The sequence below is a fragment of the Metabacillus indicus LMG 22858 genome (assembly GCF_000708755.2).
Classification (GTDB): Bacteria; Bacillota; Bacilli; order Bacillales; family Bacillaceae; genus Bacillus_P; species Bacillus_P indicus.
The window spans coordinates 303,989-327,577 of sequence record NZ_JGVU02000006.1; the positions used below are offsets into that span (position 1 = coordinate 303,989).

Genomic DNA, 23,589 nt, shown 5'->3' on the forward strand with positions numbered 1-23,589 from the left:
ATTTCATTGAGATCTTCAGACTGACCGGTTAGTATGTTATTCTCTTATTATACAAATAGATCGTTGTCAGAGAAATGATTATGTTAAATTTTTCTATAATCATGCTAAAATAAAAAGAAAACAACAGGAGGCTACACCACTTGAAACTTCCAGTCTGCACATCCTGCCGCTATTCCTTCTCCTGGAAGGAAACGCTTATAACATCACTGAAATTCACCCGAATCCTAACCTGCCCTAAATGCGGCACAAAACTGTATCCGACTCCGAAATCACGTACAAAAGGAACGCTGCTTATCGCCGGTCCGATTATTGCTGCAAGCGTGATCTGCACAATGTTTGGTGCAGCTACAGGTGTGAGAATAGGCGCCATCGTTGCTGCCGGACTTTTATCTGTTCTTTTATCGCCTTATTACTATGAATATATTGAAGAGGACAAGCCGCTTTGGTAGAGGCAGAGTTTTCTGGCAAAAGCCGTGTGACTTCCTTCGGCAGGCAGCTGCTGCTGCTCGTTTTGCAGATTCTTCTTTCCATCGCGGTTCTTATTCTTATAGGCTCACTTCCGGTATTTATTAATGGCTTTCAATTTGATCCAGCCGGCTACGCGGAAAAGACAGCAGAAATCGCCATGCAACTGCTCATGCTGCATGAAATGACATATGAAGGAGTGCCCATGGTGCCGATCATCGCGGAACGCGCCGGTATTACCATCCCGATCTTCCTCGGAGGCGTTGCGGCGGCATTCTTTTTTTCGTTTGTCACAGCATACGCTGCCCTTATGCTGATGCGAAAAAACCTGAAAAAAATCACTAAACTGCTGGGAATCCTGGAAGCCGTTCCGGATGTCATGATTTTCGTCCTTCTGCAGATAGGCGTCATTGCCTTTTTAAAAGCTACAGGCATCAAGCTTGCCCAGTTTGCAACAACAGGCTCTGAAAATCAGGCCGTCCTCCTTCCCATATTGTGCATCGCCCTGCCAGTCTCTTTTTTCCTTTCAAAAATGCTTATTCAGTACATAACGGAAGAGTTAGATAAGAGCTACATAGAACTGGTTCGCTCGATGGGTTTTTCCTATTCTTATATTCTGAACATGCATGTAATGAGAAACATTGCAGGCGCATTGTTCGGTTCGGCAAAAACAGTGTTCTGGTCCATGCTGTCTACCATGGCTGTTGTTGAATATCTGTTTAACTTAAACGGGTTATTGAGTTTTGTGTTCATTGCTTCGACACCTGAGGTTTTTACACTCAGCTGTATCACTCTTTTTATTCCGCTTTTCATTTTATACAGGGTTTTTGAGAGAATCAGCAGCTCTATCAGAAAGGAAACTCAGTAAATGATTGTCCAATTATTAAAGAAAAAGAGATTTCTGATCAGTTTTCTTTTTCTGTCTGCCCTTCTGCTTTTAAGTATTGGAAATACACTCATTAATGACGGCGAGATCCAGCAGATCAGATATGTAAAAGATTCGGATGGCGGAGTAAAACACGCTCCGCCCTACGCTCCTCTTGAAGTATTTCTGCTGGGCTCAGACCGTTTCGGATTCGATCTTCTTCACATGATAGTGGAAGGAGCAAAGTATACAATTGGCATGACCATTCTGATTGCGCTTTTGAGGATGATTTGCTCCCTGATTTTCAGTTACTTCATCTGCTCCATGAAGCCTTTCTTTTTTAAGCTCATCAAGACTCTAAGCGAACCCTTTTCAGTCGTTCCGCAGACCATCTTTGCCTTTTTTCTTCTGCATAGTGTCCTGTGGATGCCTCCGGAAGGATTTCAGTCCACGATGTTTGAAAGAGTTGCTTTTCATACGGCTGTTCTTGTTCTGATTGCTGTCCCGTCCCTTTCGATGCAGCTTTCAGGAGAAATTCGGATGACCTTGGATGAGAGCTTTATCGAAGCCTCAAAAACGCTTGGCGGAAGAAAATCACACCTTTTCATGAAACACATCATTCCTGTCCTCTATGAACGCTGGATGCTTCTTTTTGGCCAGCAGCTCATTCAGGTGCTTCTTCTTCTTGCACATTTAGGGGTCTTTAAACTTTTTTTTGGAGGAACCGTTGTCTCGTATGGAATGGGTGGTGATCCGCCGCGGACCTTTTCCTATGAGTGGTCCGGTATGATTGGAGACAGCCTCGGCTACTTGTATGTTCAGCAATGGATTGCCCTTGTTCCCATATCTTTTTTCGCTGTCACGGCCATCTGCTTTTCTTTGATGAATGATGCATTAAAAGAGGTTATTTTTAACGGAGACCCGAAGAGGGCACCTGACACAAGTGCTGAAGTAACGCCCGCCAGCAAGTCAGGGAGCGGCCCCTTTCACATTATTCAATAGCGAAATACCCAAAGGATTTACTTTGGGTATTTGTTTTTTAACGAGGAAGAAGAAAAAAATACTCTCTTTAAAATCCTTTAAAAAATGCATTGAGAACAAAAATCAAAACAAAAAAGAGAATAATAAAGAACGCCTCTGCCGTGTGTTTCTTTTCCGCTTTCTTTTGATTGATAATCTCTTTATATTTCTTATCTATGAGCCTTTTTTTATCGTTCCTTAGCATAAATTTCTCCTTCATTCCCGTGGGAGGAAACTGGTCTGAAAGTTTTTTCTTAGATAACGGCCTAACCTTCTTCTATGAATTCTTTCTTTCCTGATACCTCGGAATCAGCAAAAATCCCGCTATGAAACTAACAAACGAAGCGATTCTCACAGTATCGTACAGTTCGTGGTTTTGAAACCACAGAACATTGATTGCCATAACAATAGCACCAAGTAAAATAAGGACAGCTCCGATAAATCTCCTGGACATCATTTTCCATCTCCCTTCAGAAGTGATTATACACCAAGAGTAATATTTTTCCATAAAAAAATACCGCTCTATTAGCGAGCGGCACACCTGTCTATTCTCCTCTAGGTCCAATCATATCAAGCGGATTCACATATTCATCAAATTCGGATGCGGTCAGAAGATTCAGCTTTACGGCTGCTTCTTTAAGCGTTATTCCCTCTTTATGGGCTTCCTTGGCAATTTTCGCTGCATTTGCATATCCGATATGAGGGTTCAAGGCCGTGACAAGCATCAGAGATTCATTCAGATTCTTCTCAATGACTGCTAAATTTGGCTTTATGCCGATGGCACAGTGGTCGTTAAATGAGTGGATTGAATCTGATAAAAGCCTGACAGACTGCAGAAAATTATAAATGATCACCGGTTTGAACACGTTGAGTTCAAAGTTTCCCTGACTTGCAGCAAAGCCGATTGCTGCATCGTTTCCCATCACTTGAGCGGCGACCATGGTAATGGCTTCGCTTTGAGTCGGATTGACCTTTCCGGGCATGATGGAGCTTCCTGGTTCATTTTCAGGAATGGTAATTTCGCCGATTCCGCACCGTGGTCCGCTTGAAAGCCACCTGACGTCGTTTGCAATCTTCATTAAATCGGCTGCGAGCCCCTTAAGCGCACCATGCACAAACACGATTTCATCATGGCTTGTGAGGGCGTGGAACTTATTTTCCGACGTCTGGAATTTCGTCGCAGTATAGAGGCTTATTTCCTCAGCCACAAGCCTTCCGAAATCCGGATGCGCATTAATACCCGTCCCTACCGCCGTTCCTCCGATGGCGAGGTCGCGCATCTTTTCAACAGAAAGCCTGATCATGTCCTTGGACTTGTGAAGCATGTGAACCCAGCCGCTGATTTCCTGGCCAAGAGTAAGCGGTGTAGCATCCTGCAGATGGGTTCTACCAATCTTCACGACATCTTCATTTTCCTTTGATTTATTCAGGAGTGTCAGATAGAGTTTATCAATGGCGGGAATAAGAGAATCAAAAACAGCAAGCACTCCTGCGACGTGCATCGCGGTAGGGAATGTGTCATTGGAGCTCTGCCCCATATTCACATCATCATTTGGATGAACGGTCTCATCCGTTTCTCTCAGCAATTCGTTTGCCCTGTTCGCGATGACTTCATTGACGTTCATGTTGCTCTGGGTACCGCTGCCGGTCTGCCAGACAACAAGCGGAAAATGTCCGTCCAGCCTGCGGGCCAGAATATCGTCACACACCTGTACAATTGCCTGCTCTTTCGCGTCGCTCAGCATGCCAAGGCTGCTGTTCACCTTAGCAGCACTTCTCTTTAGAATCGCAAACGCATCAATCATCTCGATCGGCATGCGCTCTGTCCCAATCTTAAAGTTTTCTTTGCTCCGCTGCGTTTGGGCACCCCAAAACTTATCAGCAGGAACCTTGATCTCACCCATTGTGTCTTTTTCAATACGAAAATCCATGCTTCCACCTCCGTCTCTTTTTCTTTACCCTTTTTATTCAAGAAATGTTCATATAAACCTTTCATTCTCCCCATTTTCCTGCTGGATTTTTTGATAAAATAAAGAAGCAGAGGAAAATCTGCTCATATTAAAAGACCCGTATATCAAGCTTAAACCGGTTAATCAAACGTTTGTTTAAAAATAAATGAGGTGAAAAAATGGGAGATATCGCTGTTATTGCTGCTGCTTTGCTTCTGTTGGTTTTTTCATTGGACTCTCTTGCAAAAATAAAACAATCCGAGAAAAAAGAAGAAGGTATTCTTAAAATCTATCTCGGATTTCTTATTCTCGCTTCAATCTCTGTTATCCCTTATAAACTATGGCAGCTAGCCGGAAGCCACCATACTCCGGACGGAATGCTGCTAACAGCGGGTTCGGCTCTTGCAGTCGTCGTTTTCATCGGACGCTTTTACTCCCGCAGAGTGAAGAGTCATAGTCATGCCTGAACATTCAATACAATAGAAAGCGGGGCACTACGCCCCGCTTTTTTTAATATTCGCAAACAAATTCCCCTGGCTGTCCGCTTCCGCATAAAGCACATCCTTGCTCGCTGTTTTATACTGGGCCATCAGCTCATTGATCAGCCATTCTTTGGTTTGCTGTACAGACGCCAGGGCATGCTCCTTGATGTCGCCGTCAATGATGACCGCATAGGAGAGAGCATCCTGCTCCGGCTTGAGATTCAGGTCTTCAGGCGTAACCGGCCTTGCGTCAACTTTCGGAAGCACAGACAAATCCCCGCTCGGCTCCAAGATGGCGTACTCGACATCCTCCACCTTGAAATACCCCTGCACTCTCAGCATGGATAACAGAGAATAAATGCTCATTCGGTTCTTTTTCAGCTGCTGACGGTCAATCTGCCCGTTTGAGATGACAATGGCCGGTTCTGCATTCATTCCGTAAAACATCTTTGATAGGGATACTTTAGAAATCAGGATAATACTGATGCCAAGGATCACCATTCCAAACGCTGTTTTGAACGTATCAATGGATACGAGCGGCTGTGCCCCCACATTTGAAAGAATAAATAGAATCGCTATTTCATAAGGTGTCAGCTGTGCAATTGATTTTTTCCCGATAAAATTGGTTACGAGCCACGTCCCGGCAATGACAATCACAGAGCGGATAATATAAATTGATAAATCTGTTAAGAAATCGCCCATAACATCCTCCTAGAACCTTGGCGTAACAGAGGTCAGATTTTCAAACAGCATCATAGAAGTTTCGCCCTCCCTGATGGCTGATTTCAAGTCTTCTTCCTTGATCGCACCCTTCAGCTGTTTCAAAGATATATTGAGGAGAGCCTGGTTTGTTCCTCCGCTTTTAATTGAAATAATCACCTTGCCGCGCTCCCACATGTTTTCCACGTTCTCTGCTTTTTCCGCAGCCCTTGCCCAGTCGCCTTCTCTTGATGATTTCATGACAGCGTGCAGCTCATCGTAAAACGACTCTTGCTTCTGAAAAAAAACAGCCTGCTGCCAGGCAAACAGCCCGATATAAGAAACAAACAAAATGGCAAACAGGCTGATTGAAATCCGTCTTTGCGACATACTTGCCCCACCTTCTTTTCTTTACATTTTGGACATGTTTGGGCCCGTGTAATCAGAGAGCACATTAAAACTGTTCCTGCTGAAAAAAATTAGGTACTTTTTATATAGAAAAGTGATCTTTTTTTAATCAAATGACGTTTTACCTTTTATAAAGGTAAAGGATGGGATGATATGAAAAAACGAAATGTGAAAATCATCATGTCGATTGTGCTGATACCTAGCCTTGTCTTTGTCATGGTCAAGGGAGGCGAAGCCCTTTTTACAAGATCGACTGGAAGCACGCCGGTAAAAGCCAGTTATGAGGAAGAAGACCTTGAAGTGGCGACATTCGCAGGAGGATGCTTCTGGTGCATGGAACCGCCGTTTGAAAAGCTTGACGGGGTAGAGGACGTCATCTCCGGATATACGGGCGGTGAAGAGGAGAATCCTTCGTACAACGACGTTTCATCAGGTCAGACAGGACATGTTGAATCCGTCCAGGTTGTGTATGACCCGAAAACCATTTCCTATAAGGAGCTTCTGGACGTTTACTGGAGACAGGTAGACCCGACTGATGCGGACGGTCAGTTTGTGGACCGCGGAAAGCAGTATTCGACCGCCATCTTCTTCCACAGCGAAGAGCAGAAAAAAGAAGCGGAGTCATCCAAAACCGCGCTTGGCGAGTCGGGACGGTTTGATAAAGAAATTGTCACACCAATACTCCCTGCCAAAACCTTTTATATGGCAGAAGAGTATCATCAGGATTATTACAAAAAGAATGAAATCAGATATAAATACTACCGGGACAATTCAGGTAGGGATCAGTTTCTTGAAAAGGTCTGGGGGAAAAATGACGCCCAGGCTCCTGCTGATTCCGCCTACTCCAGGCCAACGGATAAGGAGCTGAAAGAAAGCCTTACAGATATCCAGTATGAAGTAACGCAAAAAGACGGCACCGAAGAAGCCTATAACAACGAATACTGGGACTTGAAGGACGACGGCATCTATGTGGACATCGTCTCAGGAGAACCTCTTTTCAGCTCAAAAGACAAGTATGATTCTAAAACCGGCTGGCCGAGCTTTACGAAGCCGCTTGTGAAAGGGAACATCATTGAGAAAGAAGACCGCAGCTTCTTCACGGTGCGGACAGAGGTCCGGAGCAAATACGGCGATTCGCATCTCGGCCATGTTTTTGACGACGGTCCGGAACCGATAGGCCTGAGATACTGCATCAATTCCGCCGCTCTAAGGTTTGTTCCCGTAGAGGATCTTGAGCAGGAAGGGTACAGTGAATTTGCAGATTTGTTTAAGTGAAAAAACTCAAAAAAACTTCAGCCCGCGGGCTGAAGTTTTATTTTTTTTAAAGGACGGTCACTTTCGTTCCTTTTCCGACTTCACTTTCCATTTTAAATTCGCCATTGTGCTCTGTAATGATTTTATTGCTGATTGTAAGCCCGAGGCCTATTCCCTTTTCTTTGGTCGTAAAGAACGGCGTCCCCAGCTTTTTCAGTCTTTTTTCATCGATGCCTGCCCCGTTATCTTCGAACGTAAGCTTATAAAGAGCGCCGTCTATGCTGCACCCGCGGATCTTCAAAGTGCCTCCATCAGACATGGCTTCAATGGCATTTTTCATGACATTGATAAACACTTGTTTCATTTGGTTTCGTTCACATTCAATGAGCGATTCCTCCGCATCAAATGCCGTTTCAATACGAACATCTCTCAAAGCTGCTTCCGGATTAAGCAGAATAACGGTATCCTTCACAAGCTGCACGAGATTTGTCCGCTCTTTCAGATGAATGGCCTGCGGTCTTGCAAGGGCCATAAACTCATTCACAATCTGTTCAATCCGGCTTAATTCATCGATAATGACATTCTGGTACGTCTGATCTTCTTCATCTCTGTTCTTTTCAGTCAAAAGTTTAAAGAAGCCTTTTATCGAGGTCAGGGGATTCCGGATTTCGTGGGCGACTCCTGCTGCAAGCTCCCCGAGGACCGTCAGCTTTTCATAATTTTTAATGTATTCTTCTACTTTCCGTTTTTCCGTAATGTCCCTTGAAATAAACACAATGCTTTCCGGTTCGCCTTTTTGGTTCATGACAGCCATCCCTCTGCCTTCAAAGAGCATGGCTTGTCCGGATCGGCTGATTTTATGATAAGGAAGAGTGACGGGCTCCTTTGTCGTAAAGACGGTGGACATAATGTCCTGCGTCTGCTCATGATCACTCTCCATAATATACTTAAAGACATTTTCACCAATCATGGCCTCAGGTTCATAGCCAAGGATTTTCCTGTAGGAAGGCGAAGCATACTTATATTTCCCCTCCAGGTCAACCACACAAATCAAATCATTGCTGTGTTCGAGAATAATCCTGTATTTGCTCTCGCTTTTTCTCAGCCGCTCTTCTGTCATCTTTCTCTGTGTAATATTTCTTGAAACGACTATGGCGTGTTTAAGCTCGTCTTGCTCCTGTACTGGAATTCCGTGTGATTCAAGCCAGATATAGGTTTGATCCTTGCAAAGATAGCGGTACTCAACCGTCATCTGCCTGTTTTCTGTCACCATCGTATAAAATTGCCCGGCAATCTGTTCCCTGTCCTCAGGATGGACGAATTTAAACGGACTGGATCCGATGACCTCTTCTGCCCCGTAGCCGAGCACTTCTTTAAAGGACGGCGAAACATATGTGAAAAGCCCCTCTTCATCAAGCAGTCCGACAATATCTCGCATGTTCTCCGTAATCAGACGAAATCGCTTAATTGTTTCTTCATGCTCTTTTTCAAGCAGTTTCTTCTCCGTTATATCCCGGATAATGACCTGGGTTGCCTGAGTATCCCCCCATACATTCGGGAGCGACGTTACTTCAACATATATAGGATGACCTGTCTTCGTATACCACAGCTGCTCCATCGCAGGCGGTGTATACCCGCACTTTGTATCCAGAATTCTCTGCTCGATGTTCTCTCTGTATTGGGGATCTATCGAATCCCATATGGGCTTTCCTATTAGCTCTTCCCTGCTGCCGTAATGAAGCATCGAAGCAGCAGAAGGATTAACGTACGTCCAATTCCGGTCTTCATGTATCAAAAAAGCAGTTGGAGAATTCTCAAGCTGATTTGTATATGCTTCCCTCAGCGCATCAAGCTTCTCCTGAGATAGGACCTTCCCGCCGCAGTCTTGCTCAAGGTTCTTCATCTGTGTCCATCCCCTCCACTTCTCTCTTTCCTATCCTTAATATATCAAAAATTCTAAAATTAAGGAACGAAAAGCGGAGCTGATGGGCAGCTTCGGGAGTGACGCCACTTTTTCACTATTCCCTCTGGACTTGTGGCACCACTAGACGGAGTGATACCACTTTTCACTCTTCCACCATCGGACTTGTGGCACCACTAGCCCGAGTGATACCACTTTTCACTTCTCCACCATCGGACTTGTGGCACCACTAGACGGAGTGATACCACTTTTCACTCTTCCACCATCGGACTTGTGGCACCACTAGGCAGAGTAATGCCACTTTTCACCTTCCCCCCCCCAGACTTGTGGCACCACTAGACGGAGTGATACCACTTTTCACTCTTCCACCATCGGACTTGTGGCACCACTAGGCAGAGTAATGCCACTTTTCACCTTTCCCCCCCAGACTTGTGGCACCACTAAGCGGAGTCACGCCACTTTCCTCACTTCCACCCCTGGACTTGTGGCACCATTCGGCGAAGTGTCGCCACTTTTCACTCTTCCACCCCTGGACTTGTGGCACCATTCGGCGAAGTGTCGCCACTTTTCACTCTTCCATCCCTGGACTTGTGGCACCATTCGGCGAAGTGTCGCCACTTTTCACCTTTCACCGCCCCGGACTTGTCGCATCACTTAGCAGGAGTAACACCACCATCAAAAAAACAGGGCCCGAAAGGCGAGGTATCCCGCCTGTCAGTCCCCTGCTAATTAATAATCCCATGATGCACAATCTCAACCGACACGTCCGGTTCGATCGAAATTTCAGGATAGTCTTTGTCCCAGTCAAGTTCCTTCCACAATTCCGGATGATAGGCAATGAGTTCCCTGCCGATTCCGAGATAATCGCAGTTTGCTTCCTGGATGATGGAAATGGCTTCTTCCACATTTTGCTGAAGCTTTTTCTCGATCCCTTTTTGAAGATTTTCAAGGACATTTTTTTCATATAAGCGGTCATGCGGGAATTCCATAATATCGAGCTCTGCTTTGAAAGGAAGCTTGACCTTAACTTTATTCAAGCCATCCTTCTCTATTTTCAGCTTGCCTTTTGAATGAGAGATTTCGTAGGATACCGTCAGCTGCTCATCTTTAAACGGAATCGTATCATTAATCATCATCGCTTTGTTTCGTTTATTGCTCAATGCAAGCAGCAGTTTCGTCTGATCTGTATTTACTGTAACTCCGGTAAATTTATCTTTATGGAAAAGGGCGGCACCTGCAACTTCTGCTGCCTGGTTGCTTTCATTAAGCTTCATATAAGGAAGCATCAAGCCTTTTCCTTCATCAAATAGAATGGTGCAGATGGATTGGATGGTTTCAGTCGGAACAGTTGATTCGATTTCCATTGTTTTGATTAATCCGGAAAGGTTTTCGCCAATCAGCTCATCTCCCACCTTCTGAAGTTCCAATATGGCCTTCGGGTCCTTCTCCACAACAATAAACTTTCCATTAAGCGGACTTTCAGGCGTGCGGTAGAGAACATCTGCGAATTGAAGCAGTCCCTTTTTGGCCAGGTCATCCTGCAGGAGGAAGATCTTGTTTTTTGCCGTCATTAAAAAGCCTGAAGCCTCTTGATTCAGTTTGATTTTTGCATCGCGGGATGATTTTGCAACTACCGAATATGTTTTATTGACCGGTCTTTGCTCCTTAGTTGTATACGTATGGATGGACGTGGTGACCAATACCTCATCTTCCGACTTTACCTGAAAAGCGGTCGCGGACATAAAAACTGTATTTTTTAAAAGTTTTTGGTCCCAGCACCCGCTTAGCAGCGTCACCGACAGCCCGGCTAAAAACAGCGGTTTAAGCTTGTTCATTTTCATTTTTCGCTTTCCCCTTTCTGACAAATGATAGTAGGAAGAGGATGAGAGGAATTGTAAACACAAAAACCAGCGATGACATGTTCACAATGTCCGCAAGCTTTTCTGTGAGCTGATCACTTTTAGCGGGAGTTAACGCAAGCAAAGTGACAGCAATAACGACGACAGGCACAAACGGACGGTGGTTCTTTTTCCCGGAAACGTTCTGCATGCCCTTGCTTGCAATGTAAATATACATTAGTCCTGATGTGATGACCGAAACAACCCAAATAGCGAGAAACACCAAATCTACTCGTTCAATGACAGAGTATGTAATAGCCTTCAGCAGATAAAGCGTTGGCTCAGGTACGATTGGCATCTCTTTTGGACTGAAAAAGATAAGGCTTGTAAACGTAATGTACGAATAGAACAGAGTGACAATCAGGTTGCTCAGGGACACCATCTTCAGGCTCTGAGCAGGCTTCCCTTCTACATATGGATAGAGAAAGAGCAGAATTTCAAATCCCATGTAGGACATAATCGCTTCTTTGCTGCCAAGCAGAATATTGACAATTCCGCTTTCTCCAACGGGAAATACATAGCGGATATCCACCGTTTTATAGGCATTGAGGGTCAAAAGAAACAAGAAAATAAGCAAAGTAGAGACAAGCACATAAAACCTGGCTAATTTTCGTATATTCTCCTTTGCAAAATAGAGGGCCACTGCAGATAGCAGCAAAATCAGCACCCAGGCAGGCGTAAAGTGATAAATCCATCTTTTTAGAACGTTGACATACAACACAGCAATCAAACTAGACAGGAATATATAGAAAATGATGTAGCCGTAATTTAAGAAGGTTCCCAAGTGTTTGCCGAGGAGCCGTTTATTGATGTCAAATAGACTGTGTGAGGGAAATTTCTTCACAAGCAGCCAAAAGAACAGAATAACAATCTGTGCGGCTGCACCGGCTATTAATGCAGATATCCACCCATCCTTGCCTGCAGTCTTATAAAGGTTATAAGGCAGGGAAAGAACACCGATTCCAATCTGGGTCTGAAGGACAAGGAACAGAAGCTGCTTGTGCGTAATAGTATGCTTCATTTCTTTTGTCCCGCCCATTTCCTCATTGACTTTTGGCGCCTGATTCTTTGCGGCAGCGTGTCCCTCGGCCGATCATTCATATACCAGTGGTGCATGCGCAGAACGGAATCTTTCATGTTATCAAACTGCATAGGTACAAGAGGGTAAAAATAGGGTGTTCCAAATGATTCAAGAAGACTTAAATGCATAATGATCAGGACAAAAATAAAGACAATCCCCAAATACCCAAAAATCGCTGCCCCGAACATCATCGGAAAGCTCAAAAGCCGGAGCGCTGTGCTCATATCATTCGAAGGAACAACAAAAGCTGCTATGGCTGTGAGGGCGATGACAATAATCATCATATTGGATACGAGATTTGCTTCAACAATTGCTGTCCCGATAACTAAACCGCCTACAACACCGATTGTCTGGGAGATAGATGTAGGCAGACGCAAAGCTGCTTCTCTCAGCAGTTCCAGAATGATAACCATGAGCAAAGCTTCAGCGAGAGGCGGAAGCGGAACATTCTCAAGGGAGCTTTTAACCGTCAGAATCAAATCATTTGGAATCAGCTCATAGTGAAATGAAATCGTTGCGATATACAATGCCGGTAGACTTATCGCAATGAAAAAGCCCAATATGCGGATCAGCCGGTAAAAAGACCCGTACAGCGAGCGGCTGTTATAGTCTTCGGGAGATTGGAAAAATGAAAAGAAATTAACAGGTGTTATAAGGGCTGAAGCACTTCCTGTAGGCAAAATCGCCACTCTTCCTTCCAGTAAATTTGACACAATTTTATCCGGCCGTTCTGTATTTAAAAGCTGCGGAAAAAAAGAGAACGGATTTTCTTCAAGTGACTCTTCAATGATTCCTGGAGAGTCCAGGGCATCTGTTTCAATTGTCTTAAGGCGTGTAATCACATCTTTAACTAATTTCTGATTTGTCAGGTGATTCATGTACACAACCGCTACTCTTGTTCTTGAAACACTTCCAATTTGCACATATTTCACAACTACACTTCCATCTAAAATCCGCTGCCTGACCAGATTCAGATTAATATCCAGATTTTCTGTCAGCCCTTCATGAGACCCTCTGATGACCTTTTCATTTTGAGGCTGCTGCACAGATCGTGCCTGACTGATGCCGGCATCTATGCAATAAATGATGTCTGTTTCTTCAATTAACAGCAGGCACGCACCTTTACATAAATAGTGAATCGCTTCGTGAATATCTTTGGTTTTTGTAATAGAGGCAATTGCAACTGCGTCTTCTACTTCACCGGATTTCGCCTGCTGCAGCGGACCAATGACATCCTGGTTGATTTTCTCAGATTGCATCATCGGAACAAAATAAAGGAGCAGTGCCTGCTTTCCCTGAAACTGTATTCTCCTTTGTCCAAGATCATCAGTGTGGTCGAGATGGGTAAGAATCTTAGCGATATTAACGTTAAAATGAGGAGAAACGGGAATGTTGACATCAGCCGGCGACACAACATTCTGCGGCTGCGGCTTCTTTTTTTCCGATTCCTTCTTCTTCATTTTTAAAAACGAAAACATTCTCTTCTCCCCTTTCTCCTAGATGTATGAGATTAGTTTCTATGTCAGCTGGCAAAAGTATGCATTTTATATCTTCACTTGTGAACCTGTTGCTTTAAGAATAGAAAAAAGGCGTCCGAATGTTTTCGGAGCGCCTTTATAAATTATGAGTGGATCGCCTGCAAACCAGCCTGATTCAGGAAGTTCCAAGGCTTGTTATAGTGAGGCTGGAAGAAGAAGTCGACAAAGCCAAGCTCATCAATAGTCATGCTGTTTTGTATGCAGACAGACAGTGTGTTGATCGATTGTGTCAGGTCTGCTTTGGACATCACCTGTGCACCGACAATTCTCCGTGTCTCTTCTTCATAGACAACTTTCAGCGTAACAGGTTCGTAGGTTGGCATGAATTCCGGACGATCGTTTTCTAAAATTGTGATACTTTTCACATTCATGTCTGCAAGAGAAGCAGCCGTTTCCGTCATCCCGGTTGATGCAATGTTCTGATCATAGATTTTAATGCCTGAGGTACCCTGTGTTCCCATATATTTAATCGTCTTTTTAACGAGGTTTCTTGCAGCAAGAGTTCCCATTCGAACAGCGTTGGTTGCAAGCGGGATATAGGCGTGCTTTCCAGTCGGGTTGTAGCGAATCGCACAGCTGTCACCGGCTGCAAAGATATCTTCATTGCTTGACTGCATATATTCATTCACGATAATGGCCCCGTTATCAAGCATTTCGACCTGTCCTTTGAGCAATTCTGTATTAGGCTTGAAACCGATGCAGAGAACAACCAGATCCGATTCATACTCACCATGGGTTGTCACAACCTTTGTCACTTTCCCGTTTTCGCCTTTAAATTGTTTGACGGTTTCCCCAAGAGCAAGTGTAACTCCGCGGTTTTCAAACTCCGTTTCAACAACTTCTGTGTATTCCGCGTCGAGGTATTTGCTCAAGACTCTGTCTTCGCTGTCAATCAGCGTTACTTCTTTTCCGTAGGATTCGAACGCTTCTACAAGTTCAATGCCGATATAGCCTGCGCCGACAACGGTAATTTTTTTCGTTTCTTTTGCTTTATCAATAATGGTATTGGCATGCTGATAATTTTTTGAAAGGACGATGTTTTCCAGATTGATGCCCTCAATCGGCGGAATAATCGGCCAGGATCCTGTCGTCATAATTAATTTGTCATACGTGTCGACAACTTCTTCGCCCGTTTCCAGGTTTTGTGCCGTCAATGTTTTTGCTTTAGAATCAATGGCCGTGACAGCATGTCTCATTTTCATCGCTGCCCCCATTTTTTCAAGTTCTCCGGGTGATGAATAGAAAAGCCCCTGTGCATCTTCAACGACTCCGCCTACATATAGGGCAATGCCGCAAGAGAGAAATGATACATTATCGTTTTTCTCATAAACCGTTATTTCTGCATCCGGATAAAGCTTTGCCATATTTGAAACAGCTGCCGTTCCAGCATGTGTACATCCGATAACTGCGATTTTCATAAAGCAATTCCTCCCTGAGAGTAACTTGTTAGTTTGTGAAGTTTTTCACATGATATTGTGAAGGAATTCACATATCCTTTATGACCCTATTATATCTCCGCTCCTTTCGAAATGCAAGAGATATTGTGAAGTTTTTCACAAATACTTTTGGAAATATTTTCTTATATTCTATGCACAAATCAAAAGTCATGGTAAAATTTTTACAATACTCAGAAAATGGATGTGTTTATATGCAAGCAGCTTTGGCCATCAGCAGGCATATCCTGCTGTTTTTCGTTATTGTCATCATCCTTATTTTAACCGTTCTACTGCCGAGGGATGTTGAGATCGGTGCAGAAGGGAAGCCTCAGACTGTCGTCTTCGAATACGAATTTACATGGGCTTTATATTCTGAAAATCTCACCGGTTTTTTCTTAGATATAATCCGTGAAAAATCGTTCGGCTTAACAAAGTATGAACGCTCAGCTGAGGATGAAGCCGTTCTTTATTTTTCAAGAAGTCTGAAAGTGATTGTTTTCGCTTTTTTTCTCAGTCTCTCGCTTGGCATCTTAAAAGGCATATATGATGCAAAACGCGGAGGGCCTCTTCGGCTTGTTTTCGGTAAAGGGTTTACGTGGCTGCTGCAGTCTGTGCCTGATTTCTTTCTGTTTCTTTCCCTGCAGTGGATTCTGCTGATTTATTTCAGGGACTATGTGGATCTTTTCGGGTACGAAAGCTGGTACAGTTTTATCTACCCCGCTTTGCTCGTGTCTATATATCCGGCACTGTACATAAGCAGAATTACAGCGGCTTCGATTCTTGATCAGGAAGGAATGCCGTATATTGCGGTTGCCCGCTCAAAAGGACTGCCTTCCGCCATGATTACCTTCAAGCATATGCTAAAAAACAGTCTCGTCCCGATTTTAACAAACATGGGCTCCCTGATGATTTATCTTCTGTCCAATCTGCTGATCGTGGAGTACCTTACGGATTATAAAGGAGCGGCCTACCGGCTTTTCGAAGCTTTTCATGTCACGCCTGTTTTAAGCGCAGGACTGAATACAGCGATTGAACCAAATGTCATTATTTTATTTGGCATCTGCTTTATGTTCATGGTTCTCACTGTTCAGATTCTGAGCGAAACAGCAAAAAGATGGATTGATCCAAGGGAGGGAAGCGCATGAGGAATATCCCTCTATTATCCGGCCTCTTCATGCTCGCAGTCCTTGTTGCTGTCGCATGGCTGGGTCCGGTGATTCCGTCTGTGAAGGAGGGGATCATTGAACAGAGAATGGTTTTTAAAGAGAGCGGAGCGTTTGAAAGGGCGCCCTTTCCTCCATCGCTGCAGCATTTGTTTGGGACAGATGAAGACGGACGGGATCTGTTAAGCCTTGTCATCATGGGTGCAAAGGAGACGCTGATGCTCGTTCTTGTCATCAGCATCATCAGGTATGGAGCGGCTATTTTGCTTGCGCTGCTCAGTTTGCCTGAAAAAAGTCCCGCCCGGGCACTTATCTACAGTCTGAACGGATTTGCAGCAAGCCTTCCGATCGTGTTCGCTGCCATTCTCTTTATCACGATGCCTGTCTTTACCTTCAGCCCCCACCGTGTTTATTGGATTGTCCTGATTCTCTCCCTTTCAGACGTCGGCCGGGTCGCCTATGTGTTTCAGCAGGCCATGAAGTCCATCTCGCATACGCAATATGTAGAAGCCGGAGTAACAATCGGAAACAGTCCGTTTGGCCTGTTTTCCCGCCACTATTTTCCGAATTTGCTGCCTGATGCTGTTACCCACTTTTTTATGGATTTGGGAAAGGTAACTCTTCTCCTCGGCCAGCTCGGCATCCTGTCCATTTTCGTTACGCAGGCATTTGTGCAGCTGAACTACGGGTACGGAGAATTGCAGAATACAAGTCTGAATTGGCCGATTCTGCTTGGCATGGCGAAGTCTGATATTATCAGTGGATTTTGGATTCCTTTTTTCCCTGCGCTTGCTCTGACCTATTTAATTTTAACGTTTAATCTTATTGGGGAAGGCTTGAGAAAGCATTTCAGCAGGATCTAATACTAAAAAAGGTGAGATCATGAGAGATCTCACCCTTTTTGCAGTCTTACCGGTTTTTTTTTGGATAGTAGGTGAAACCGGGAAATTTTACGACCGGCCATTTTTCTTTGCGGAGCGATTTCATTAATTCCCGTGAGGCATTCACATTCTGCTGCACGACCTCTTTAGGCGTCAGGGCCATCCATTGATTAAGTGACACGTCTTCAAACTTGCTGCTTTTAAACATCTCCAGAAACCAAAGACTCTGGTCGCCCGTATTCTGGATATAATGTCCAAAAGCAAATGGCACATAGCCCACATCCCCTGCCCGGTAATCAAATGTCCGCGCTGTTCCATTCCCTGCAAAAACCGTCATTCTGCCTGTTCCTGAGATATAATACTGCCATTCATCGTTATTCGGATGCCAGTGCAGTTCCCTCATTCCGCCAGGTTTGATTTCTACAAGTGCTGCAGCGACTTTCTCTGAGACAGGAAAGTTTGATGAATCAACAATTCTGACGGTGCCGCCGGGAAATTCAAGGGGCTTTTGCTGATAAAGCCGGTGTGTAAAGCTCTTTGGGACGTTGCCATAAGGATCTGCCACCTGCTGGCTCTCAAGAGATCCCGGAATATCACCCTGGAATATGTACAGCTCCTTTTCAGGAATTCCAGCCAATGTACTTTCAGGTATCCCGAAATTTGCCGACAGCACATCTTTTGGAGTATGCGCAAACCAATCAGAAATGGACAATGTGTTTAAGTCAGAAAACGTCCCGTCATCAAAAACAAGCAAAAATTCGCAGCCCTCTTCAAGTCCTTGAATGGAGTGCGGGATTCCGGGAGGGAAATACCACAAATCTCCTTCTCCTACATCTGCAATAAAATTTTTTCCGTTTTGATCGACCGCTGTTATGCGCGCACGTCCCACAAGCATCATCGCCCATTCTGTCTGCTGATGCCAATGCAGCTCACGGATGCCGCCGGGGGTCAGAGCCATATTTACTCCAGCAAGAGTCGTTGCAATCGGAAGCTGCCTGACCGAGATTTCTCTTGACCAGCCTCCATGATTTAATTGCATATGGGTATCTGAGAACGAAAATTTGAGGTTGGGAATGGTTCCGGCATCCGTTGCCGGCGGAACAAGCAGATCCGGATTTTCAAGGTCCCGCATCACGTTGCGGGGACCATAATCCCACCAGCCTGCCCCGTCTTTTCTTATCGGCTGAGGAATCTTTCCATTTTCGGACTGACCGCGTGCATCTCTGTTCATTAAGATCATCCTCTTTTCCTGGTAGGCTTATCTAAACATCCTATGCATTCCGGATGAGAAATTTGATCGTTAAATAAACGAATGGCTTTCCTTCTTTTATAAAAAAGAAATGCCGGACACGCTATGTCCGGCAGAAACTTAAGCTCTTATTCATCTGTTTAAATCGACACATCCCGCTTCGTAAAAGCTGCCCACGACGCCAAAAGGAAAACGAGCAAATAGACAAACAGAACGGTCATTGAAAAACTAAGTGTCATTCCTTCAAACAGCGGCCGGTTTCCTTCCAGGTGCTGCTTAAGGTTCGTGTTTGCAAACAAGATATATTTTCCCCAGTTCATTCCGTAGTGAGCCATCAGCTGCACCATGATTTTGCCTGAAAACGTCAGGACGATGGAAAGCCCGATGGCAAGAGAGCTGTTTCTGAATACAGAGGAAATCATAAAGGCAAAACCCGATATCAGAACGATTTCAATAAAAGCTGTCAAATAGTGCAGACCAATGCTTTCTGCCATCAGTTTGTCATCAGGCGCAACGGATGCACCAAAGAAAACAACCCCAAGAATGACAGAGAAAAGAAAGTAAGCCAGCAGGAAATAGACGCCGAAAAGCAGGGCCGTCAAAAATTTTGCCGCAAGGATCTTCGAACGGTTTTTCGGACGGATTAAAAGAAACTTGATGGTGCCCCAATTAAATTCGTTTGCCACAATGGCACCTGCAATCACCAGCGCGAAAAATGGCAGGACAAACAAAGTGCCGGTTGAAAACGAGAGATAGCCAACGACGTTTTCGCCCACTCCCGCTCCTGTGAACATCTGCTTTGAAACGGCGGCAAGCAGGAAACTGATCACAGCAAGCGCTATAAAAAGCGCAGCTGTGCTTTTCTGATAGAGCAGTTTTTGGTGTTCCATTTTCAACAGATTAAACATCCGGCATGCCTCCAGTAAGTTCAATAAATGTTTCCTCCAGTGATTTGGAGAGAGGCAGGATGGCAAACACATCAATTTGTTCTTTTATCAGCATTTTATTTATGATTGGGATCTCTTCTTTTTTAGCAAGAAGAACGATCTCGCTGTTTTCAGCAGCAGCTGAGTATTCCGGAAGAAGTTCCGCCGCACGGGTTGCATCGGACACTTCAAACTTTACCGTCAGAAGCTCTCCCTCCCTGCGGCCGATTTCCTGAACAGCAAGAATTTCACCATCTTGTATGATGGCGGCACGCGAGCACATCTCCTCAACTTCTTTCAGCAGATGTGAAGCAATCACGACGGCCGTTCCCTCTTTTGTGCAGAGTTCTTTCAAATACGTCCTTAGCTCTCTGATTCCCGCAGGATCAAGCCCGTTTGTCGGCTCATCCAGAATCAGCAATTTCGGTTTATGTAAAATAGCCTGCGCGATCCCGAGGCGCTGCCTCATTCCGAGGGAATAGGTCTCAACTCTATCGTGAATGGCAGGACCAAGCTTCACGAGCGATACTGCTTCTTTTATTCTGTCTTCATCTATGTTTTCATGCATACAGGCAAAGTGTGTCAGGTTTTGAAATCCTGTCATGAATGGATAAAATTCAGGATTTTCGACGATTGCCCCGGCATGCTTCATCGCTTCTTCAAAATGTGTCTTAATGGAATAGCCACTGACAGATATTTCTCCTTCGTCCTTTTTCACGAGACCAAGAACAGATCGGATCAGTGTTGTCTTCCCGGAGCCATTCGGGCCCAGCAGACCAAATAATTCTCCTTCGTATACAGTCAGGTTTACATTATAAAGCAGCTGTTTATCCCCGATTGCCTTGTTCAGGGCCTTCACGCTTAGTACGGCTTTTCTCACGGAGCATTCCTCCTCTCCCACCAAGTATATACTTGTTTATCTAATTACGAAATGCAAAAAATGAAACGAAAAAGAGCTGCCGATTTGAAAGAGCAGCCCGACTTGATTCTATGTATTTTTCGGCAGACCAGGCGGCTGGAAATAAGGCGGAACCTTCAGCCAGCTTCTTTGAATCATTAAGCTTTTCAGCCTTATACTGTACTGGATTATGGCCGTCATAAAAGTAAGGAAAAGGGTAGAAACATCATTTCTGACAGACTCCGATAAGGAAGTACCGCAAAACGTGATATAGGTAGCTGTCTTCACGCTCAGAAAATTTGCGATTTCATTGTCTGTAAATCTGACACCGAACGGTACATCAAGCGGCTCGGACTTCGGTTTTTCTTCTGACGTCGGCGGAAGAGGCACTCCTTCTCCGGCCAAAAATTCTTTCAGCTTCAAAACCGTATCTTCTGTCGATGTCTTGGCTTCTTCAATCATTTTAATCAGCTCTTCGTCTGTTGTTGTATTCAGAAATACACCATAAAAAACGACGGCTTCCTCCATCAATGTAAGAAGCGTCCAGAGCGCCATCACTTCTCCCACATGCAGAGGAGCTTTCGGCTCACCATCAGCAGAGAGCTTGATCATACTTTTAATGGTTTCGATTACCTTTATCATAAAACACCTCCATATCTATAATTGCCCTTTTTCATTTGAAATATAAGGGGCAGACGGACTGGACAGCGTGCAAAGAAAGATACTGGCTCCATATAAAAAGGACCGTGCCCCGTCAAAAAATTGACAGCTGCACGGCCCCTGCTCGGTCTCTGCTAAGCTCTGCTCTATTTCGCTTTTAAGCGTCTATGCTTTTAAGTGATAAAGTAACTGTTTCTATCTTATCCTGCTTCTTGATCAACGTCAAGGGTTTATTTTACCAGCTGCTTTTTAATAGAAAAAAACTCCGCACTCGGCGAAGTCACATTTGATCATTTGTTTTTTCTGATTCAGCCGTCAATGCATTCCTGTTTTCCTGAACCTTGGAGCTGTAAGTAAAGTCCCCGTAGCAGTATGGATACCTGAAGTTGGACTTGTCCCCTCCGCAATTGTACAGATCCGGCTGTTTTTTCACCTGAATCATTGAAAATTGCTTCGCGAGCTCTTCCGTGTGCATTCCGCCGTTTTTCACCACAAAGTCAATATAGCCGAGGCCCATATTATAAGCCTGCACGATGGTCATTTCATCTACCTTGCGCTCCTGGCCGTACTTCAGGCTTCTTTGAAAATACTCCACACCCTGCCTGATGCTTTCTTCCGGATCGGTTATGGCATTTCGCGGCAGACCGGCTGACTCTGAAGCCTGCATGGGGTCTCCCCCTCTGCCTTTGCTTTCCTGCTGCATAAGTGCCAGAACGAGCGGCGTATATTCTTCAAGCTGATAGGACGCAAGCTCCTGTTCAATGAGGGGCTCGTACTTTATGACTTCTTCAAACGCATTCTGCTGCATCACCGCCGGCTGTCTTTCTGCGGAATAAAACACGGTCAGCGCAAAAAAACCGGCAAACACAAGCAGCAGAAAGCCTATACTGGTTTTTATGAATTTCATCTCATCCTGCTCCGTTCTCTCATGCCCTTTGCCTACTATTATAATAAATCTGGCAATCTCTTCAACTAAGAACATGCGCCAGCTTCTCATCTTTTTAAGAATAAGGTAGAATGTACGAAAGCGAAACAGGCTGAAGACTATCAGCTTGTCGGGCCCTGGCCCTAGATGAAACTTTTGCCGGTCTGTTTTCGTCTATTCTATGAAACTTCTATTCCAAGTGAGGGATTACCATGTTTGAAATAAAACCAATACAAGCTGAACATACATATGCCTTGAGGCAAAAAGTACTGATGCCCGACTCCTCCGTAGAAGAGTGCGGCTATCAAAAAGATTTTGATGAAGATACGCTTCACCTCGGTGCATTTAAAGAGGAAGACCTGATCGGAACAGCATCCTTCTTTAAAGAAACACATGAAAAAATAAAAGGGAAACGCGCTTACAGACTGCGAGGCCTGGCAATAGATCCGGAGCACCGGAACCAGCTCCGTGGTCAGACATTGCTGTTGCTTGCTGAAAACAAATTATCACAGCTCGAAGCAGACACGCTGTGGTGCACAACTCTTGTCAACAACGTTGAATACTACCAGCATCTCGGCTTTAAAGAAACCGACTTCCGTTTCCATGTTCCTTCGAAGGGATTGAATGTGCTGATGGTGAAGGGGCTTTAAAGCGTAGGCGATACATGGAACAGCAGGCCACAGTGGGCCTGCTGTTTTTTTTGAACTTTTTGGAACGCTGATTCAGGACTTTGTGCTGTTAATCTGTTCTGGAGCACTTTCCTTTGTTCTCGGGCTGCACTTTCTGTTGCTAACTTCTCTTTAGCGCATTTTCCTTTGTCATCGGGCTGCACTATCTGCTGTTAACTCCGTTTTAGTGCATTTTCTTCCAGTCACGCGCTCCTCTTTCTGTTGTTAACTCCGTTTTAGCGCACTTTCCTTTATCTTAGCGCTGCACTTTCTGTTGCTAACTCCGTTTTAGCGCATTTCCCTCTAGTCACGCGCTCCTCTTTCTGCTGCTAACTCCGTTTCAACAAAAAAACACCCGCAGCTGCACCAGCCGCGGGCCTTCCTTTACTTCACTTCTTTATTCACAAGGACAAGCTGCTTTGTTCCGGCTCCTGATTCAAGCCACTCGGCTGCAGCACGGGCAAGGTTCTTTTCAATGATCCTGTCAGCAGCCGTCGGGCGGGAACTCATGCATTGGGATTCGTCGTAGATAAGCTCTTTGAAATCAAGCTCCATCTTTTCTCCCAAGTAAGCACCCAGCTTCTGCGGCGCAACCGACTCATTGATGATTAAAAAGGAATAGGTGATCCCTTTTTCATCTTTTTGCTTTAAGTAATCAGCGGCATGCTGCCAGGATGATTGATCTGCGGCAACCACATATCCGTCAACAGCTGCGGCTGCCTCCTTCATCAGGTCAGATACCTCATGCCCGGGCAGCTGCACGCAGCAGACTCTCTGTTTCAAGTATAAAAGAGAGCTGATTGTATCTTTTACTTTCAGTACATTCGTCACGACTTCATTCAGTGCCGTATCATATCCAAGAGCATGATACCCGAGGTATGAGACCGGCAAAAAGAGCACGTTCGTTTTTGCCTGTGAAAGCAGCTGCACTGCTTGATCTGATCCTCCGAGGACGAGAACAGCATCATAGGTTTCCATTACAGGCAAGAAGTCATATTTATTCTCTGCAACCGTTTTTTCCGGGATGGAGCGGATCCATTCTCCAAGCGGCTCTGCCTGCAGCGTTCCACTGTGCCATTCAAGTACGGATGCTTCCGTGTTTTTTTCCGCAGCAAATGCTTTAATGGCAGCTAAAATCATTCGTGTTTCATTAATGGTATCAATTCCGAAAACAGCGATGCGCATGTGATCCCTCTTTCATCT

At 44.8% G+C, this 23,589-nt stretch carries 23 protein-coding genes; 8 read left to right on the forward strand and 15 right to left on the reverse strand.

The window, feature by feature from the left end; all coding sequences use genetic code 11:
* Positions 1–140: 140 nt before the first annotated feature.
* The 3 genes from AZ46_RS15990 to AZ46_RS16000 are packed head-to-tail and all read left to right on the forward strand — an operon-like array spanning position 141 to position 2,332.
* The gene (locus AZ46_RS15990; protein ID WP_035207246.1) at positions 141–449 is read left to right on the forward strand and encodes a TIGR04104 family putative zinc finger protein; all 309 of its coding nucleotides are present in this window, start codon (positions 141–143) and stop codon (positions 447–449) included.
* Entirely contained in the window at positions 443–1,333 is an 891-nt protein-coding gene (locus tag AZ46_RS15995; protein ID WP_029284427.1) for an ABC transporter permease subunit, read from the forward strand. Before AZ46_RS15990 ends, AZ46_RS15995 begins: the two co-directional genes overlap by 7 nt.
* Positions 1,334–2,332 (forward strand): hypothetical protein, encoded by a 999-nt coding sequence (locus tag AZ46_RS16000; protein WP_051865601.1) that lies wholly within the window; start codon positions 1,334–1,336, stop codon positions 2,330–2,332.
* Positions 2,333–2,627: 295 nt separating this feature from the next.
* On the opposite strand, the gene AZ46_RS22000 is transcribed toward AZ46_RS16000, so the two are convergent.
* Complete coding sequence (locus tag AZ46_RS22000) at positions 2,628–2,804, reverse strand: hypothetical protein (RefSeq protein WP_158001644.1); 177 nt, start codon at positions 2,802–2,804, stop codon at positions 2,628–2,630.
* A 91-nt stretch (positions 2,805–2,895) separates the two neighbouring features.
* A complete protein-coding gene (fumC, locus tag AZ46_RS16010; RefSeq protein WP_029284433.1) occupies positions 2,896–4,281 on the reverse strand; it encodes a class II fumarate hydratase in 1,386 nt (461 codons plus the stop codon).
* Between the two features lie 197 nt (positions 4,282–4,478).
* Between fumC and AZ46_RS16015 the strand changes: the two genes are divergently transcribed.
* Positions 4,479–4,766: a hypothetical protein gene (locus AZ46_RS16015; protein WP_029284435.1), complete on the forward strand. Its 288-nt coding sequence runs from the start codon at positions 4,479–4,481 to the stop codon at positions 4,764–4,766.
* A gap of 27 nt (positions 4,767–4,793) precedes the next feature.
* Here AZ46_RS16015 and AZ46_RS16020 read toward each other — a convergent pair whose 3' ends face one another.
* Both AZ46_RS16020 and AZ46_RS16025 read right to left on the reverse strand, forming a co-directional pair.
* A complete protein-coding gene (locus tag AZ46_RS16020; RefSeq protein WP_029284436.1) occupies positions 4,794–5,483 on the reverse strand; it encodes a DUF421 domain-containing protein in 690 nt (229 codons plus the stop codon).
* Positions 5,484–5,492: 9 nt separating this feature from the next.
* Positions 5,493–5,870 carry a DUF4363 family protein gene (locus AZ46_RS16025; RefSeq protein WP_029284438.1) on the reverse strand — a complete coding sequence of 126 codons (378 nt, stop codon included), beginning with the start codon at positions 5,868–5,870 and terminating at the stop codon, positions 5,493–5,495.
* Between the two features lie 171 nt (positions 5,871–6,041).
* On the opposite strand from AZ46_RS16025, the gene msrB reads away from it, so the two are divergent.
* A complete protein-coding gene (gene msrB / locus AZ46_RS16030; protein ID WP_029284440.1) occupies positions 6,042–7,163 on the forward strand; it encodes a peptide-methionine (R)-S-oxide reductase MsrB in 1,122 nt (373 codons plus the stop codon).
* A 46-nt stretch (positions 7,164–7,209) separates the two neighbouring features.
* Here the strand turns inward: msrB and AZ46_RS16035 are convergent, their stop codons facing one another.
* The 5 genes from AZ46_RS16035 to AZ46_RS16055 form a co-directional block, all read right to left on the reverse strand.
* Positions 7,210–9,045: a PAS domain S-box protein gene (locus AZ46_RS16035; protein ID WP_029284442.1), complete on the reverse strand. Its 1,836-nt coding sequence runs from the start codon at positions 9,043–9,045 to the stop codon at positions 7,210–7,212.
* Between the two features lie 743 nt (positions 9,046–9,788).
* Positions 9,789–10,904, reverse strand: a complete 1,116-nt coding sequence (locus AZ46_RS16040) for a Ger(x)C family spore germination protein (RefSeq protein WP_029284444.1) — start codon at positions 10,902–10,904, stop codon at positions 9,789–9,791.
* Entirely contained in the window at positions 10,885–11,982 is a 1,098-nt protein-coding gene (locus tag AZ46_RS16045; RefSeq protein ID WP_158001645.1) for a GerAB/ArcD/ProY family transporter, read from the reverse strand. The genes AZ46_RS16040 and AZ46_RS16045 overlap by 20 nt, the downstream gene beginning before the upstream one ends.
* Positions 11,979–13,520 carry a spore germination protein gene (locus tag AZ46_RS16050; RefSeq protein ID WP_051865604.1) on the reverse strand — a complete coding sequence of 514 codons (1,542 nt, stop codon included), beginning with the start codon at positions 13,518–13,520 and terminating at the stop codon, positions 11,979–11,981. Before AZ46_RS16050 ends, AZ46_RS16045 begins: the two co-directional genes overlap by 4 nt.
* A gap of 143 nt (positions 13,521–13,663) precedes the next feature.
* The gene (locus tag AZ46_RS16055) at positions 13,664–14,998 is read right to left on the reverse strand and encodes an FAD-dependent oxidoreductase (protein WP_029284450.1); all 1,335 of its coding nucleotides are present in this window, start codon (positions 14,996–14,998) and stop codon (positions 13,664–13,666) included.
* Positions 14,999–15,228: 230 nt separating this feature from the next.
* Between AZ46_RS16055 and AZ46_RS16060 the strand changes: the two genes are divergently transcribed.
* The gene (locus AZ46_RS16060; RefSeq protein ID WP_029284452.1) at positions 15,229–16,161 is read left to right on the forward strand and encodes an ABC transporter permease subunit; all 933 of its coding nucleotides are present in this window, start codon (positions 15,229–15,231) and stop codon (positions 16,159–16,161) included.
* Positions 16,158–17,042 carry an ABC transporter permease subunit gene (locus AZ46_RS16065; RefSeq protein ID WP_029284454.1) on the forward strand — a complete coding sequence of 295 codons (885 nt, stop codon included), beginning with the start codon at positions 16,158–16,160 and terminating at the stop codon, positions 17,040–17,042. Before AZ46_RS16060 ends, AZ46_RS16065 begins: the two co-directional genes overlap by 4 nt.
* 46 nt (positions 17,043–17,088) lie before the next feature.
* Here AZ46_RS16065 and AZ46_RS16070 read toward each other — a convergent pair whose 3' ends face one another.
* The 5 genes from AZ46_RS16070 to AZ46_RS16090 form a co-directional block, all read right to left on the reverse strand.
* Positions 17,089–18,291, reverse strand: coding sequence for an oxalate decarboxylase family bicupin (locus tag AZ46_RS16070; RefSeq protein ID WP_029284456.1), 1,203 nt, complete (start codon positions 18,289–18,291; stop codon positions 17,089–17,091).
* A 158-nt stretch (positions 18,292–18,449) separates the two neighbouring features.
* Complete coding sequence (locus AZ46_RS16075) at positions 18,450–19,217, reverse strand: ABC transporter permease (protein ID WP_029284458.1); 768 nt, start codon at positions 19,215–19,217, stop codon at positions 18,450–18,452.
* Positions 19,210–20,115 (reverse strand): ABC transporter ATP-binding protein, encoded by a 906-nt coding sequence (locus tag AZ46_RS16080; RefSeq protein WP_029284460.1) that lies wholly within the window; start codon positions 20,113–20,115, stop codon positions 19,210–19,212. The genes AZ46_RS16075 and AZ46_RS16080 overlap by 8 nt, the downstream gene beginning before the upstream one ends.
* Positions 20,116–20,223: 108 nt before the next feature.
* Positions 20,224–20,775: a DUF3231 family protein gene (locus AZ46_RS16085; RefSeq protein ID WP_029284462.1), complete on the reverse strand. Its 552-nt coding sequence runs from the start codon at positions 20,773–20,775 to the stop codon at positions 20,224–20,226.
* Between the two features lie 298 nt (positions 20,776–21,073).
* Entirely contained in the window at positions 21,074–21,775 is a 702-nt protein-coding gene (locus tag AZ46_RS16090) for a lysozyme family protein (protein ID WP_051865608.1), read from the reverse strand.
* 155 nt (positions 21,776–21,930) lie between these two features.
* Here AZ46_RS16090 and AZ46_RS16095 point away from each other — a divergent pair, with 155 nt between their 5' ends.
* On the forward strand, positions 21,931–22,368 hold the full coding sequence (locus AZ46_RS16095) for a GNAT family N-acetyltransferase (protein WP_029284466.1): 438 nt from the start codon (positions 21,931–21,933) through the stop codon (positions 22,366–22,368).
* Between the two features lie 402 nt (positions 22,369–22,770).
* Here AZ46_RS16095 and AZ46_RS16105 read toward each other — a convergent pair whose 3' ends face one another.
* The gene (locus AZ46_RS16105; protein ID WP_029284470.1) at positions 22,771–23,571 is read right to left on the reverse strand and encodes a 6-phosphofructokinase; all 801 of its coding nucleotides are present in this window, start codon (positions 23,569–23,571) and stop codon (positions 22,771–22,773) included.
* Positions 23,572–23,589: the final 18 nt, after the last annotated feature.

What these genes read in the sequence shown, in the direction of transcription:
- AZ46_RS16000 (WP_051865601.1), top strand. Translation starts at nt 1,334, where the DNA reads ATGATTGTCCAATTATTAAAGAAAAAGAGATTTCTGATCAGTTTTCTT.
- AZ46_RS22000 (WP_158001644.1), bottom strand. Translation starts at nt 2,804, where the DNA reads ATGTCCAGGAGATTTATCGGAGCTGTCCTTATTTTACTTGGTGCTATT.
- fumC (WP_029284433.1), bottom strand. Translation starts at nt 4,281, where the DNA reads ATGGATTTTCGTATTGAAAAAGACACAATGGGTGAGATCAAGGTTCCT.
- AZ46_RS16015 (WP_029284435.1), top strand. Translation starts at nt 4,479, where the DNA reads ATGGGAGATATCGCTGTTATTGCTGCTGCTTTGCTTCTGTTGGTTTTT.
- AZ46_RS16020 (WP_029284436.1), bottom strand. Translation starts at nt 5,483, where the DNA reads ATGGGCGATTTCTTAACAGATTTATCAATTTATATTATCCGCTCTGTG.
- AZ46_RS16025 (WP_029284438.1), bottom strand. Translation starts at nt 5,870, where the DNA reads ATGTCGCAAAGACGGATTTCAATCAGCCTGTTTGCCATTTTGTTTGTT.
- msrB (WP_029284440.1), top strand. Translation starts at nt 6,042, where the DNA reads ATGAAAAAACGAAATGTGAAAATCATCATGTCGATTGTGCTGATACCT.
- AZ46_RS16035 (WP_029284442.1), bottom strand. Translation starts at nt 9,045, where the DNA reads ATGAAGAACCTTGAGCAAGACTGCGGCGGGAAGGTCCTATCTCAGGAG.
- AZ46_RS16040 (WP_029284444.1), bottom strand. Translation starts at nt 10,904, where the DNA reads ATGAAAATGAACAAGCTTAAACCGCTGTTTTTAGCCGGGCTGTCGGTG.
- AZ46_RS16045 (WP_158001645.1), bottom strand. Translation starts at nt 11,982, where the DNA reads ATGAAGCATACTATTACGCACAAGCAGCTTCTGTTCCTTGTCCTTCAG.
- AZ46_RS16050 (WP_051865604.1), bottom strand. Translation starts at nt 13,520, where the DNA reads ATGTTTTCGTTTTTAAAAATGAAGAAGAAGGAATCGGAAAAAAAGAAG.
- AZ46_RS16055 (WP_029284450.1), bottom strand. Translation starts at nt 14,998, where the DNA reads ATGAAAATCGCAGTTATCGGATGTACACATGCTGGAACGGCAGCTGTT.
- AZ46_RS16060 (WP_029284452.1), top strand. Translation starts at nt 15,229, where the DNA reads ATGCAAGCAGCTTTGGCCATCAGCAGGCATATCCTGCTGTTTTTCGTT.
- AZ46_RS16065 (WP_029284454.1), top strand. Translation starts at nt 16,158, where the DNA reads ATGAGGAATATCCCTCTATTATCCGGCCTCTTCATGCTCGCAGTCCTT.
- AZ46_RS16070 (WP_029284456.1), bottom strand. Translation starts at nt 18,291, where the DNA reads ATGAACAGAGATGCACGCGGTCAGTCCGAAAATGGAAAGATTCCTCAG.
- AZ46_RS16075 (WP_029284458.1), bottom strand. Translation starts at nt 19,217, where the DNA reads ATGTTTAATCTGTTGAAAATGGAACACCAAAAACTGCTCTATCAGAAA.
- AZ46_RS16085 (WP_029284462.1), bottom strand. Translation starts at nt 20,775, where the DNA reads ATGATAAAGGTAATCGAAACCATTAAAAGTATGATCAAGCTCTCTGCT.
- AZ46_RS16090 (WP_051865608.1), bottom strand. Translation starts at nt 21,775, where the DNA reads ATGTTCTTAGTTGAAGAGATTGCCAGATTTATTATAATAGTAGGCAAA.
- AZ46_RS16095 (WP_029284466.1), top strand. Translation starts at nt 21,931, where the DNA reads ATGTTTGAAATAAAACCAATACAAGCTGAACATACATATGCCTTGAGG.
- AZ46_RS16105 (WP_029284470.1), bottom strand. Translation starts at nt 23,571, where the DNA reads ATGCGCATCGCTGTTTTCGGAATTGATACCATTAATGAAACACGAATG.